15 protein-coding genes are annotated in these 12,202 nt (G+C 65.6%); 9 read left to right on the top strand and 6 right to left on the bottom strand.

The features are described 5' to 3' along the window. The first annotated feature begins 63 nt into the window (after positions 1-63). The 4 genes from ACLSSQ_RS17470 to ACLSSQ_RS17455 are packed head-to-tail and all read left to right on the top strand — an operon-like array spanning position 64 to position 2,273. A complete protein-coding gene (locus ACLSSQ_RS17470; RefSeq protein ID WP_014236051.1) occupies positions 64-480 on the top strand; it encodes a HesB/IscA family protein in 417 nt (138 codons plus the stop codon). 10 nt (positions 481-490) lie between these two features. Beyond that, positions 491-985 carry a putative nitrogen fixation protein NifT gene (nifT, locus tag ACLSSQ_RS17465; RefSeq protein ID WP_014236052.1) on the top strand — a complete coding sequence of 165 codons (495 nt, stop codon included), beginning with the start codon at positions 491-493 and terminating at the stop codon, positions 983-985. Positions 986-990: 5 nt separating this feature from the next. Then, the gene (locus ACLSSQ_RS17460; protein WP_416243371.1) at positions 991-1,848 is read left to right on the top strand and encodes an SIR2 family NAD-dependent protein deacylase; all 858 of its coding nucleotides are present in this window, start codon (positions 991-993) and stop codon (positions 1,846-1,848) included. A gap of 5 nt (positions 1,849-1,853) precedes the next feature. Continuing rightward, positions 1,854-2,273 (top strand): hypothetical protein, encoded by a 420-nt coding sequence (locus tag ACLSSQ_RS17455; protein ID WP_014236054.1) that lies wholly within the window; start codon positions 1,854-1,856, stop codon positions 2,271-2,273. Positions 2,274-2,313: 40 nt separating this feature from the next. Here the strand turns inward: ACLSSQ_RS17455 and ACLSSQ_RS17450 are convergent, their stop codons facing one another. Both ACLSSQ_RS17450 and ACLSSQ_RS17445 read right to left on the bottom strand, forming a co-directional pair. After that, on the bottom strand, positions 2,314-2,529 hold the full coding sequence (locus ACLSSQ_RS17450; protein ID WP_014236055.1) for a DUF3820 family protein: 216 nt from the start codon (positions 2,527-2,529) through the stop codon (positions 2,314-2,316). Further along, positions 2,526-3,005, bottom strand: coding sequence for a MaoC family dehydratase (locus ACLSSQ_RS17445; protein WP_416243370.1), 480 nt, complete (start codon positions 3,003-3,005; stop codon positions 2,526-2,528). The genes ACLSSQ_RS17450 and ACLSSQ_RS17445 overlap by 4 nt, the downstream gene beginning before the upstream one ends. A 189-nt stretch (positions 3,006-3,194) precedes the next feature. Here ACLSSQ_RS17445 and ACLSSQ_RS17440 point away from each other — a divergent pair, with 189 nt between their 5' ends. Next, positions 3,195-4,154: an NAD-dependent epimerase/dehydratase family protein gene (locus tag ACLSSQ_RS17440; protein ID WP_416243369.1), complete on the top strand. Its 960-nt coding sequence runs from the start codon at positions 3,195-3,197 to the stop codon at positions 4,152-4,154. A gap of 126 nt (positions 4,155-4,280) precedes the next feature. On the opposite strand, the gene ACLSSQ_RS17435 is transcribed toward ACLSSQ_RS17440, so the two are convergent. The 3 genes from ACLSSQ_RS17435 to ACLSSQ_RS17425 all read right to left on the bottom strand — a co-directional run bounded on the left by ACLSSQ_RS17435 (position 4,281) and on the right by ACLSSQ_RS17425 (position 6,787). Next, positions 4,281-4,904, bottom strand: coding sequence for a protein phosphatase CheZ (locus ACLSSQ_RS17435; protein WP_014236058.1), 624 nt, complete (start codon positions 4,902-4,904; stop codon positions 4,281-4,283). A gap of 94 nt (positions 4,905-4,998) precedes the next feature. Then, the gene (gene draG, locus ACLSSQ_RS17430) at positions 4,999-5,922 is read right to left on the bottom strand and encodes an ADP-ribosyl-[dinitrogen reductase] hydrolase (protein ID WP_287874554.1); all 924 of its coding nucleotides are present in this window, start codon (positions 5,920-5,922) and stop codon (positions 4,999-5,001) included. A gap of 13 nt (positions 5,923-5,935) precedes the next feature. After that, positions 5,936-6,787 carry an NAD(+)--dinitrogen-reductase ADP-D-ribosyltransferase gene (locus ACLSSQ_RS17425; RefSeq protein WP_014236060.1) on the bottom strand — a complete coding sequence of 284 codons (852 nt, stop codon included), beginning with the start codon at positions 6,785-6,787 and terminating at the stop codon, positions 5,936-5,938. 381 nt (positions 6,788-7,168) lie between these two features. Between ACLSSQ_RS17425 and nifH the strand changes: the two genes are divergently transcribed. The 4 genes from nifH to ACLSSQ_RS17405 all read left to right on the top strand — a co-directional run bounded on the left by nifH (position 7,169) and on the right by ACLSSQ_RS17405 (position 11,732). After that, a complete protein-coding gene (gene nifH, locus ACLSSQ_RS17420) occupies positions 7,169-8,044 on the top strand; it encodes a nitrogenase iron protein (protein WP_014236061.1) in 876 nt (291 codons plus the stop codon). Positions 8,045-8,126: 82 nt separating this feature from the next. Beyond that, the gene (gene nifD / locus ACLSSQ_RS17415; protein WP_416243368.1) at positions 8,127-9,569 is read left to right on the top strand and encodes a nitrogenase molybdenum-iron protein alpha chain; all 1,443 of its coding nucleotides are present in this window, start codon (positions 8,127-8,129) and stop codon (positions 9,567-9,569) included. Between the two features lie 230 nt (positions 9,570-9,799). Beyond that, positions 9,800-11,320: a nitrogenase molybdenum-iron protein subunit beta gene (nifK, locus tag ACLSSQ_RS17410; protein WP_014236063.1), complete on the top strand. Its 1,521-nt coding sequence runs from the start codon at positions 9,800-9,802 to the stop codon at positions 11,318-11,320. 64 nt (positions 11,321-11,384) lie between these two features. Further along, entirely contained in the window at positions 11,385-11,732 is a 348-nt protein-coding gene (locus ACLSSQ_RS17405; protein ID WP_014236064.1) for a 2Fe-2S iron-sulfur cluster-binding protein, read from the top strand. Positions 11,733-11,958: 226 nt separating this feature from the next. On the opposite strand, the gene ACLSSQ_RS17400 is transcribed toward ACLSSQ_RS17405, so the two are convergent. Beyond that, positions 11,959-12,198 carry a thioredoxin family protein gene (locus ACLSSQ_RS17400; protein ID WP_416243367.1) on the bottom strand — a complete coding sequence of 80 codons (240 nt, stop codon included), beginning with the start codon at positions 12,196-12,198 and terminating at the stop codon, positions 11,959-11,961. Between the last annotated feature and the right edge of the window lie 4 nt (positions 12,199-12,202).

Raw genomic sequence — 12,202 nt, 5'->3', positions numbered from 1 at the left:
GCTCTGTGTTCTCTGTGCCCTCTGTGGCTAAACAAAAAAACCCCAACCCCCGGAGGTAAGGATATGTGCGTCAACATCACCCCTCGCGCCGCCAAGTACATGCGCCAGATGGTGCGTTTCGGCGAAGGCTCGGCGTCCGCCGGTTTCCGCCTCTCGGTCAAGCCCGGCGGCTGTTCCGGCTTCGATTCCAGCTTCACCGTGGCCGAGACGCCGACGCCCGGCGACACGGTGATCGAGCAGAACGGGGCCCTCCTGTTCCTCACCGCCGAGAGCTGCAGCCTGCTGCACGGCTACACCATCGACTTCAAGGAAAGCCCCTCTTCCTCCGGCCTCTCCTTCACCAACCCCAACGGCCCCCACGTCTGCGGCTGCGGGGCCGGTGACGGTGCCGCCGCGGGCGGCGTCGGCGTGGTCACCTTCATGAAGCGGGACCAGGCGCCCCAGGGTGCCATGGCTGGCTGCTCCAGCCACAAGGGCTGAGGCCGGGATCATGTCGGCCCGGGACAGCGATGTGGTGGAACTGGATGGCCCGCCCCAGTTCCATTTCGGCGAGAAGGTCGTCGCCCGGAAGTATGTGAAGAACGACGGCACCTATCCCCTCAGGGAAATCGGCGAGGTGCTGGTGCACAAGGGGGACGTGGGCTACGTCACCAGTATCGGCACCTTTCTGCAGCAGTTTTACATCTACGGCGTGGACTTCGTGGACCGGGGCTGCCTGGTCGGCATGAAGGGACGCGAAATCGAATCTTTAGACCAAGTGGGAGAGGGCAACATGAAAATCACCTTGCGCAAGGACAAGAACGGCAACCTGTCGGTCTACGTCCCCAAGAAGGACCTGGAGCAGGACGTGGTGTTCACCGAGAAGGCCACCCTGTGGGGCGGCCAGATCACCCTGGGCAACGGCTGGAAGCTGCAGCTGCCGGAGATGGCGGTGGACACCCCCATGCCCATCACCATCGAAGCCGCCAAGCTGAGCGAGGAGTGAATACCATGGGCGCCGACAGCACCGACGGTCTGCTCGCCACCGTTGCCGACGGTCTTGGCAGCGGCGCCCTGATTCCCTACCTGGGGGCCGAGGCGGTGCTGCTGGCACCGGCCAATGCTGCCCTGCCCCTGGCGCCGGAGGCTCTCGCCGCCTTCCTCTCCAAGCGGGCCACGGTGCCTTCGCGCATCCGTCGCAACCCCACGGCCACGGCCCAGTACATCGAGAACTTCCGCCATCGCAAGACCCTGCGCAAGCTGATGCTGGAGGCCTTCGCCACCCCGGCCGAAGTGCCCGCCTTCTACCGCCTGCTGGCCCGCCTGGCGCCGCCCCTGGTGGTGGACACGGGCTACGACACGGCGCTGGCCGGCGCCTTCGCCGGCAACAGTGATTGGGCCCAGATCCAGGGTGTCAGCCGGGCCGAGGTGCGGGAAGGCTGGTATCTCTGCTACGACGCCGCCGGTGCCCCCCTCCCCGAGGCCGGGGCGGCGGCCTGCCGCACCCTGGTGTACAAGCCCCTGGGCGGGGTGCAGCCGGCAGGCAACTTCATCATCTCCGATTCCGACTTCGTCGAAGTGCTGACGGAGATCGACATCCAGACCCCCATCCCCGAGGCGGTGAAAAGCCGCCGCGCCAGCCGGGGCTTCGTCTTCTTCGGCTGCCGCTTCCGCGACCAGCTGACCCGCACCTATGCGCGCCAGGTGATGAAGCGCTCCGCCGGCCCCCACTTCGCCGTGCTGCCGGCTGCGGAGCTGACCCGCAACGAACTGCGCTTCATCGCCGAGCAGGGCATCACGGTCATCGACCGGCCCCTGGCCGAAGTGGCGGCGGCCCTGGAGGCCGCCCTGGACTGCGCGGTGGCCTGAGTCCCATGCTGCTGGTGCGCTACCGCCTCGGCGGCCGGCCCTCCCTGTGCGGCCTGACCCTGGCGGCGCCGCCGGAGGGGGAGGGCATCCTGGCCATCCTGCACGAACTGCCGGAGAACCCGGGCGTCTCCATTTCCGTCGCCATCGACCGGGTCATCGCCGCCGCCCTGACCCAGCATCCAGCCCTCCTGGCCGCCGCCCCCTTCCATCGCATCCGCTGGATCGAGCGCTACTACGGCATTGAGGACGGCATCCCGGAAATGCTGGCGGAGACCGTGGCCGACATCAGCCCCGGTCCCGACGGCTGGCAGGTGCGGCCGAAGGACTGCCTGCCCGTGGGCAGCCAGCTGCTGCGCCACATCCGGCGCGAACTGGCGCGCCTGGGCGACGACGCCGAGACGGCGGGCTGCTTCAACATCCATTGAAAAGAAAAGGGCCCCGCCGGGGCCCTGTGTTGTGGCGCCGCTAGCGCCCCTGGCGCAGGGGCTGGAGCAGATGGGAGAGACCGTTGTGGTCGATCTCCTGCATCAGGGCCAGCAGCCGGCCGATCTCGCCGGGGGGAAAGCCCTCCCGGGCGAACCAGTTGAGGTAGTTGCCCGGCAGGTCGGCGATGAGCGTGCCCTTGTGCTTGCCGAAGGGCATCTCCCGGGTCACCAGCAGTTGCAGGTCCTCTGGCTTCACGCGCTGGCCCGCTTGAGCAGGTGCATGACGATGAAGCTCAGCACCGCCTCGCCGCGCTGGTTGGCCGCCACGTACTTGAGGCGGGCGATGCCCCGGTCCGGCTTGGAGGAAGAGGGCTTCACCTCCAGCACCTCGATTTCCGTATGCAGGGTATCGCCGGGCCGCACCGGCGCCAGCCAGCGCAGCTCGTCGATGCCCGGGGAGCCGATGCTCGAGCGGTTGAAGATGCCGCTCTGGATGAACAGGCGGAAAGCCAGGGCCAGGCTCTGGAAACCACTGGCGATGAGCCCGCCATAGGGCGATTCCGCGGCGGCGTTCACATCCAGATGGAAGGGCTGGGGATCGTAGCGCCAGGCGAAGTCGATGATCTCAGCTTCGGTGAGAGTGACGCCGGGCGTGGTGAAACGCTGGCCGGGGGCTAGGTCGTCGAGAAAGAGGGGCGACATGGGCGGAGCGGGCGGGATGGGGAAGGGCAAAGATACAAAAAAATCCTCCATTTGTCCTTCCTCCCGGCCATCGCCGGCCCCGTCGCCAGGGGACTGACGGGCCGCCCTCCGACAGCTCTCCGGGCCGGCCGGGAGTGCCCGGGCGACCTCAGGGCGGCTCCGTCTTGTATGCTTGCGCCTGATCAGCATTTCGCCCCTCTTGTGGAAAGGACCCTTCCCTTGGAAGTTTGCATCACCGGCGGCTCCGGTTTCATCGGCAAGCGCCTGACAGCAGCCCTGCTGGCCCGGGGCGACCAGGTTCGCTCCCTGACCCGCAAGAGCGCCGGGGTGACCGGCGCCCCCCAGGGCCTCAGCTTTCACCCCGGGGACCTGACCGATCCCCAGGTGGCGCTGGGCGGATTCCTGGCCGGGGCCCGGGTGCTGTTCCACTGCGCCGGCGAAATCAACGACGCAGCCCGGATGCGCCCCCTTCATGTGGATGGCACGGCCCGTCTGCTGGCGGCCGCCAGGCAGCAGTTTGCCGCCGGCGGCCAGCCCCTGCACTGGGTGCAACTGAGCAGCGTCGGCGCCTACGGGCCCGACCGCCGGCCGGACCGGCGTCAGCTCCGCATCGTGGACGAGGAGACGGCGCCGGCGCCGGTGGGCGAATACGAAGTCACCAAGACCGAGGCCGACCAGCTGGTGCTGGATGCCGCCCGGGAAGGCTACATCACCTGCACCCTGCTGCGTCCGGCCAACGTCTTCGGCGCCGACATGCCGAACCAGTCCCTCCGCTCCATGATCGCCTTCATCCGCAAGGGCCTGTTTTTCTACATCGGCCCGGACGACGTGGTGGCCACCTACATCCATGTGGATGACGTGGTGGAGACGCTGCTGGCCTGCGGCTGCGATCCCCGGGCCCGGGGCCATGTCTTCAATCTCTCCAACGATTGCGCCTACGGCGATCTGGTCAATGCCATCGCCGATGCCGCAGGGGTCCGCCGTCCCCGCCTGCGCCTCAATGAAACCCTGGTGCGGCGCATTGTCGCCCTGGCCAGCCCCTTCCTGCGCCTGCCCCTGACGCCGGAGCGCATCGACGCCATGCGGGTGCGCACCCGCTATCCCGTCACCAAGCTCCAGTCCGTCCTGGGCCTGGCACCCCGGCGGGAGGTGTGCGACGCCATCCGGGAACTGCTGTGAAAGCACCCATTTATCAGGAGTGCTCGCCCCAGCGGTGGCGATATGAAAAAGGCTGCCCTCGGGCAGCCTTTTTTCTTGGGTCGGCCGGCGAATCATTCCCGGTCGGCATGGTGGAGCTTCCCCGTTCTAGAACCCCAGGCTTTCGAGGAAGTTGTCCACTTCCGACTGGGAGCCGAAGGCCTGTTTCTGGTTCTTGTCCGAATCCATGGCGGGGCCGTTGAGGAGGCCGTCCTTGGGCTGCTTGCCTTCGCCGGGGGCGGTGCGGGCGAGCAGGGTGAGGAGCTGGCTTTCCATGTCCTGGGCCAGGTCCACGATTTTCTTGATGACCTGGCCGGTGAGGTCCTGGAATTCCTGGGCCAGGATGATTTCGGTGAGCTGGGCCTTGTTGGCGGCGGCCTCGGCGTCGCTCTGCTGCAGGTAGGCCCGGGTGCGGGCCAGGGTTTCCTGGTAGTCCCGGGAATCCTTGCGCTTGTCGGCCACCCGCTCCCAGTCGGCGAGGAGCTGGCGGGCGCCTTCCTGGGCCCGGTCCTGGGTGGGGCTGATGCTGTCCACGGCGTTGAGCACGCGGGAGACGGCCTGTTCGGTCATGGAGAGCACGTAGTTGAGCCGTTCCCGGGCGTCGGGAATGGCGTCCACGGTGCGTTCCAGGGCCTTGTCGTGGCCCAGGGCCTGCAGGGTTTCGTGCAGGTCCCGGGTCATCTTGCCGATTTGTTCGAATACCTGGTGCTGATCGCTGGAGCCGGTGGTCATGGGAAATGCCCTTGGGGGTTGCGCCGTAAGAGACGTAACCATAGCGCATATGGCGCCGGCTGCCGACCCCCGGGAGGGGTGCCCGGGGAATGGCTCAGGGGGCGGCGCGGCGCTGGGACAGGGCCAGCAGGCCCGTTGCCTGGGCTTCCACGGCCATGCGGGCGTGCCGGTCCAGGCGCCGCAGCCAGCGGAAGGGAATGGCGGCTTCGCCGTAGTGGGCGCCGGCGAGCATGGCGGCCAGGGCGCCGTTGGTGTCCGCATCGCCTCCCAGGTTCACCGTCTTCACCAGGCAGGCCTCGAAGCTGTCGGTGCTGAAGAAGGCGTGGCAGACGGTTTGCAGGGTATCCACCACATAGCCGGTGGCCCGCTTGGGGTAGGGATCGAAGCGGAAGTTGCGGTGGCCGGCCACCAGGGCGTCGGCCAGCTGCCGCGCCCGCTCCTTGCCTTCGCCCCGCAGCAGGGCCCGGGTCATGCAGCCCAGGGTCAGGGTGGCCACGTCGGAGAGGGGATGGTTGTGGGTCAGGTGGGCCTGTTCCAGGCTCCAGCGGGCGAAGGCGTCGTCGTCCCCCAGGGTGGCGATGACCACCGGCAGGTTGCGCATGACGGCGCCGTTGCCGGCGTCGCCGTCGCTGTAGGGGGATTCCAGGGTGCCCTTGTGCATGTAGCGGACGATGCCGCGGCGGCAGGTGTTGCCCACGTCGATGGGCTTGGTTTTCAGCCAGGCGAGGAAGTGTTCGGCGACGCAGGTGAGGTTCCATTCCGGGTGTTCCAGGATGGCGTCGCCCAGGGCCAGGCTCATCTGGGTGTCGTCGGTGATCTGGCCGGGTTTCAGGCGCAGCCAGCCGCCGCCGGTGATGTGTTCATGCACGCCGTACTGGGCGGCGATTTCGCCGGGGGTGAGGAATTCCACCGTGGCGCCGAGGGCGTCGCCGATGGCAAAGCCCAGGTAGGCGGCCCGCACCCGGTCGAGCAGGGAGCCGGGCGGGGCGGGGGGATGGCGGGGCTGGGTGAGGAACACGGCGCAGGCTCCTTCAGTAGTAGCTCATCTGCACCCGGTAATCGCCGCCGATCACCAGGTATTCGCCTTCGCCCTTGAGCACGGGGCCGGGCAGGAGGCCGTTGAAGAAGAGAATCTTCACCAGGGGCACCTGCACTTCCAGGATGGTGTCGCCGAACTGGTCGGCCACCTCCCGGTCGTCGGTGAAGGAGATCAGGTTGTTCTGCCGCACGATGGCCTCCCGCCGCGACAGGGTGCTGACCACGTGGTGTTCGGAGAGGTCGTTAACGCCCCGGTAGAGGGTCAGGTGGCGGCGGCTGGGAAAGATGTAGCGGGCCAGCATCCACTGGCAGTACTCGTAGAGCAGGTCCAGCTGCAGCTGGATGGAGTTGTTGTGGAAGCGGGCGCACATCTTCTCTTCCACATAGGTCATCCAGGCCCGGGAGGGATAGCGGCCAAGGGGCTCCTTGTGGAAGGTGGGCAACAGGCCGAAGCGGCTTTCCACCCAGCCCTTGAGCACCGCCCCTTCCGGGTTGTTGGCATCGAAACCCCAGCCCTGCAGCAGGCGCCGGTAGCTGGAGCGGAACAGGCGGGGGCCGGGCCGCGCTGTGCCGTCGTCCCGGGGCCGTCGCTCCGGCCCCTCGTTCACCCCGAACACGGCCGCCATGTATTTCTGGAAGGCGTCCATGGCCTCCTCGGCGCAGGTGGAATCCTCCAGCATGCGGAAGAGGGCCGGGCTGGTCTCCCGCACGCCGCTGATGTGCAGGCGCAGGGGGTGCTCGTTGAAGGCGGGGCTGGCGAGGAGGCCCGAGGGCACGCCCACCAGGTTGGTGCTGTGGCCGGGGGGCGGCGGGGCGAGGGGGACGGTGGGCAGGTCGGGCTTCATGCCCGGCACATAAGCAACATCTATTCCCCGTTCTGGCGCACCCGGCCGGCGAGGGCGGCGGCCTGGGCGATGCCCGGCCGGGGAGGCAGGAGGGACGGACCTCCCGGCCGTGGGGTGGCGGCGAGGTCCATCCGGCGCGCCTCCTGGCTCGGTCCGCTTTGGGGGCGTCGTCCGGGGCCGGGGAATGCGGTCTTTACGACAGGGGCGGGGGCCTTTGTCGTGTTCGCAACATGGCCGCGAGGGCCCGGTACAAAACACATTTTCCAGTCGTATCAAGGCATTGCGGCGCAAACGAGGACCTGGCACGGCCCTTGCCATAGTAGGTCAAGCCTGGCACCGCCGGGATTGATTTTGTGACTTCAACCATCGAGGGGAAATGAAATGAGTGCATTGCGTCAAATCGCCTTCTACGGCAAGGGTGGCATCGGCAAATCCACCACCTCCCAAAACACCCTGGCGGCCCTGGCTGAAATGGGCCAAAAGATCCTCATCGTCGGCTGCGACCCGAAGGCCGACTCCACCCGTCTGATCCTGCACGCCAAGGCTCAGGACACCGTGCTCTCCCTGGCTGCCGACGCCGGCTCCGTGGAAGACCTGGAACTGGAAGACGTGCTGAAGGTGGGTTACCGCGACATCCGCTGCGTTGAGTCCGGCGGTCCGGAACCCGGCGTCGGCTGCGCCGGCCGCGGCGTTATCACCGCCATCAACTTCCTCGAAGAGAACGGCGCCTACGACGGCGTGGACTACGTTTCCTACGACGTGCTGGGCGACGTGGTGTGTGGCGGCTTCGCCATGCCCATCCGCGAGAACAAGGCCCAGGAAATCTACATCGTCATGTCCGGCGAAATGATGGCCATGTACGCCGCCAACAACATCTCCAAGGGCATCCTGAAGTACGCCAATGCCGGCGGCGTGCGTCTGGGCGGTCTGATCTGCAACGAGCGCAAGACCGACAAGGAATACGAGCTGGCCGACGCTCTGGCCAAGAAGCTCGGCACCAAGCTGATCCACTTCGTCCCCCGCGACAACGTGGTGCAGCACGCCGAACTGCGCCGCATGACCGTGCTGGAGTACGACCCCGAGTCCAAGCAGGCCGGCGAATACCGCGCCCTGGCCCAGAAGGTCCATGCCAATGCCGGCAACGGCGTGATCCCCACCCCCATCTCCATGGACGAGCTGGAAGACCTGCTGCTCGAGTTCGGCATCATGAGCAAGGAAGACGAGTCCATCGTCGGCAAGTCCAAGAGCGCCGCTTAAGGATCACCGGCGCGGAAACCGGCAGGGCTCCCTCCGGAGCGGCCGGGTTCCGCTGAGCGAATACGCAATTTAGGAGAATCACATGAGTGCGGTACTCGACGACAAAACGCGCAACCAGGCGCTGATCCAGGAGGTGCTCGAAGCCTACCCGGAGAAGGCCGCCAAGAAGCGCGCCAAGCACCTCAACGTGTACGAAGAGGGCAAGCCCGACTGCGGCGTGAAGTCCAACATCAAGTCCCTGCCCGGCGTCATGACCATCCGCGGTTGTGCCTATGCCGGCTCCAAGGGCGTGGTGTGGGGCCCGATCAAGGACATGGTGCACATCTCCCACGGTCCCGTGGGCTGCGGCCAGTACTCCTGGGGCACCCGTCGCAACTACGCCTCCGGCACCGTCGGCGTGGACAACTTCACCGTCCTGCAGGTCACCTCCGACTTCCAGGAGAAGGACATCGTCTTCGGCGGCGACAAGAAGCTGGACAAGGTGATCGACGAGATCACGGAAATCTTCCCCCTGGCCCGCGGCATCTCCATCCAGTCCGAATGTCCCATCGGCCTCATCGGTGACGACATCGAGGCCGTGGCCAAGAAGAAGACCAAGGAAATCTCCAAGACCATCGTGCCGGTGCGTTGCGAAGGCTTCCGCGGCGTTTCCCAGTCCCTGGGCCACCACATCGCCAATGACATGGTGCGCGACTGGGTCCTGGACAAGGCCGACAACAAGGGCTTCGAATCCACCCCCTACGACGTCACCATCATCGGCGACTACAACATCGGCGGCGACGCCTGGTCCTCCCGCATCCTGCTGGAAGAGATGGGCCTGCGCGTGATCGCCCAGTGGTCCGGCGACGGCACCCTGGCGGAAATGGAAAAGACCCCCAAGGCCAAGCTCAACCTGCTGCACTGCTACCGTTCCATGAACTACATCAGCCGGCACATGGAAGAGAAGTACGGCATTCCCTGGGTCGAGTACAACTTCTTCGGCCCCTCCAAGATCGCTGCCTCCCTGCGGGAAATCGCTTCCCACTTCGACGACACGATCAAGGAAAACGCCGAGAAGGTCATCGCCAAGTACCAGGCCATGGTGGACGGCATCATCGCCAAGTACAAGCCGCGCCTGACGGGCAAGAAGGTCATGCTGTACGTGGGCGGCCTGCGTCCCCGTCACGTGGTCGGCGCCTATGAGGACCTGGGCATGGAAGTGGTCGGTGCCGGTTACGAATTCGCCCACGGCGACGACTACCAGCGCACCACCCACTACGTCAAAGACGGCACCCTGATCTACGACGACGTGACCGGCTTCGAGTTCGAGAAGTTCGCCGAAAAGATCCGTCCCGACCTGGTGGGTTCCGGCGTCAAGGAAAAGTACATCTTCCAGAAGATGGGCATCCCCTTCCGCCAGATGCACTCCTGGGACTACTCCGGCCCGTATCACGGCTACGACGGCTTCGCCATCTTCGCCCGCGACATGGACATGGCTATCAACAGCCCGGTCTGGAACATGACCAAGGCCCCCTGGAAGAAGTGATTTCGTCCCCCGGACCATCCATGACTTTGTCGACATCGCCTCGCCGTACTACTCGTACTGTCTTCGGCTCGTCTTCGCGTCCTGAATGGCCGGTGAACGAAATCCAGTACCAGAAGCAGTGAGTCCGTCTCTCATGCCCGCCGCCTGCCGGTGCCGGGTTAGGGGAGCCGGAAACTTGAAGCGCTGTCGGTGCGGGGATGACCGCCCGGCGCGTAAAAAGGAGATTCAAAATGCCGCAATCCGCTGAGAAAGTGCTCGACCACAACGAGCTGTTCAAACAGCCCGAATACCAGGACCTGATGGCCCGCAAGAAGCAGTTCGAGGACTGCGCTTCCGCCGACAAGGTCAAGGAAGTCGAGGCCTTCACCAAGTCCTGGGAATACCGGGAAATCAACTTCAAGCGCGAAGCCCTGACCGTCAATCCGGCCAAGGCCTGCCAGCCCCTGGGCGCCGTCCTCTGCGCCTCCGGCTTCGAAGGCACCCTGCCCTATGTGCATGGTTCCCAAGGCTGCGTCGCCTACTTCCGTTCCCACCTGAACCGTCACTTCAAGGAGCCTTCCTCCTGCGTCTCCGACTCCATGACGGAAGACGCGGCCGTGTTCGGCGGCCTGAACAACATGATCGACGGCCTGGCAAACGCCCACGCGCTGTACAAGCCGAAGATGATCGCCGTCTCCACCACCTGCATGGCCGAGGTGATCGGCGACGACCTGGACGGCTTCATCAAGAACGCCAAGCAGAAGGGCTCCATCCCGGAAGACTTCCGCGTGCCCTTCGCCCACACCCCGTCCTTCGTCGGCAGCCACATCACCGGCTACGACAACATGCTCAAGGGCGTGCTGACCAACCTGTGGGCCGGCCAGGAACGCAAGGAAGGCGCCGCCATCAACGTGAACGGCGGCTTCGACGGCTACTGCGTCGGCAACAACCGGGAAATCAAGCGCCTGCTGGGCCTGATGGGTGTGGATTTCACCGTCCTCTCCGATCCCTCCGACGTCTTCGATACTCCGGCCGACGGCGAATTCCGCATGTACGACGGTGGCACCAAGATCGACGACGGCATCGCCGCCGTCAATGCCAAGGCCACCTTCCTGCTGCAGGGCTTCTCCACGGCCAAGACCGGCGAGTTCATCAAGGAAAAGGGCCAGGAAGTCGTCGCCTTCCACAACCCGGTGGGCGTCACCGCCACCGACGCCTTCCTCATGGAAGTCTCCCGCGTCACCGGCAAGGCCATCCCGGCCGAGCTGGAAAAGGAACGGGGCCGTCTGGTGGACGCCATCGCCGACTCCCAGGCCTACCTGCACGGCAAGAGCTTCTCCCTGTTCGGCGACCCCGACATGGTCTACGGCCTGGTCAGCTTCCTCCTGGAAGTCGGCGCCGAGCCCAAGCACATCGTGGTCACCAACTCCACCAAGGACTTCGAGACCAAGCTCGGCGCCCTGCTGGAAGCCAGCCCCTTCGGCAAGGAAGCCAAGATCTACGCCGGCAAGGACCTGTGGCACATGCGTTCCCTACTCGCCACCGAGCCTTCCGACTTCCTCATCGGCTCCTCCTACGGCAAGTTCCTGGAGCGTGACACGGGCGTGCCCCTGATCCGGATCGGCTTCCCGATCTTCGACCGGCACCACCACCATCGCTTCCCCATCTGGGGTTACCAGGGCGGCCTCAACGTGCTCGTGAAGATCCTCGACAAGATCTTCGACGTGCTCGACAAGGATCCGAAGGGCACCAGTTTCGACGTCGTGCGGTGACGATCTGCCCGCCCGTCCATCAGGTCTTCGATGGCGGGCGGGATTTTTTTACAGGAGTGATTCAATGCCGAACGTGACGTTTTCCTCCCCCAAGCAGAAGAAGGACGTGACCGTGTATGCCGTGGCCGGCAACCGTTCCACCATCCTCGGCCTGGCCAAGGAACACAAGATCCCCGTGGATTTCGAGTGCCAGGATGGCAACTGCGGCTCCTGCGCCGTGGAAGTGCTGCACCTGGGCAACAAGCAGCCCATGGCCGCCCACCTGACGGAAAAGGAAAAGACCGCCCTGGTGCTGGCCGGCAAGGTTAAGCAGGCCGAGCTGGACGAACTGGTGGTGAAGGACCTGGCCCCGGGCTGGCGCCTGGCCTGCCAGTACATGCTGCTGGACGAGGACATCGCGGTCAAATTCTGAGCGCCGGTCTGCCGACTCTCCCGTGCGACGGGGAGCGAAGGCGGGTCGTGACAGCAAAGCTTGCACGGTTTCGTCGCACCGGTACGGGGGTGTAACTCTCCCAGCTTCCGTACCTCCCCAACAGAGAAACAATCAAAAGAGAAAACCGGCCCGGGGCGACCCGGAGCCGGTTTTTCATTGGTACGCCGCCGATACCTGGCGGACCGGGATTGGCGGACCGGAAATGTCAGGATTCCTGCAGCAGCCGGTCGATCGTCCCCGCCTCCGGCAGGCTGCCGCTATGGACCACCCGGCCCTCGATCACCAGGGCCGGCGTCGCCATGACGCCGTAGCCGATGATGCGGGCCATGTCCTCGACCTTTTCCAGGTCGATGGCGGTGCCGGTACGCACGGCCGCCTGTTCCACCATGGCCACCAGGGTCTTGCATTTGGCACAGCCCGTGCCCAGGACTTTCACTTCTTTCATCATG

This window comes from Azospira sp. APE16 (assembly GCF_047901315.1).
Taxonomy (GTDB): Bacteria; Pseudomonadota; Gammaproteobacteria; order Burkholderiales; family Rhodocyclaceae; genus Azospira; species Azospira oryzae.
The sequence above is the reverse complement of the archived record's forward strand: the minus strand, read 5'-3'. Positions and strand labels throughout refer to the sequence as shown.

Coding starts and splice junctions, on each gene's coding strand:
- ACLSSQ_RS17470 (WP_014236051.1), top strand. CDS start 64: ATGTGCGTCAACATCACCCCTCGCGCCGCCAAGTACATGCGCCAGATG.
- nifT (WP_014236052.1), top strand. CDS start 491: ATGTCGGCCCGGGACAGCGATGTGGTGGAACTGGATGGCCCGCCCCAG.
- ACLSSQ_RS17460 (WP_416243371.1), top strand. CDS start 991: ATGGGCGCCGACAGCACCGACGGTCTGCTCGCCACCGTTGCCGACGGT.
- ACLSSQ_RS17455 (WP_014236054.1), top strand. CDS start 1,854: ATGCTGCTGGTGCGCTACCGCCTCGGCGGCCGGCCCTCCCTGTGCGGC.
- ACLSSQ_RS17435 (WP_014236058.1), bottom strand. CDS start 4,904: ATGACCACCGGCTCCAGCGATCAGCACCAGGTATTCGAACAAATCGGC.
- ACLSSQ_RS17425 (WP_014236060.1), bottom strand. CDS start 6,787: ATGAAGCCCGACCTGCCCACCGTCCCCCTCGCCCCGCCGCCCCCCGGC.
- nifH (WP_014236061.1), top strand. CDS start 7,169: ATGAGTGCATTGCGTCAAATCGCCTTCTACGGCAAGGGTGGCATCGGC.
- nifD (WP_416243368.1), top strand. CDS start 8,127: ATGAGTGCGGTACTCGACGACAAAACGCGCAACCAGGCGCTGATCCAG.
- nifK (WP_014236063.1), top strand. CDS start 9,800: ATGCCGCAATCCGCTGAGAAAGTGCTCGACCACAACGAGCTGTTCAAA.
- ACLSSQ_RS17405 (WP_014236064.1), top strand. CDS start 11,385: ATGCCGAACGTGACGTTTTCCTCCCCCAAGCAGAAGAAGGACGTGACC.
- ACLSSQ_RS17400 (WP_416243367.1), bottom strand. CDS start 12,198: ATGAAAGAAGTGAAAGTCCTGGGCACGGGCTGTGCCAAATGCAAGACC.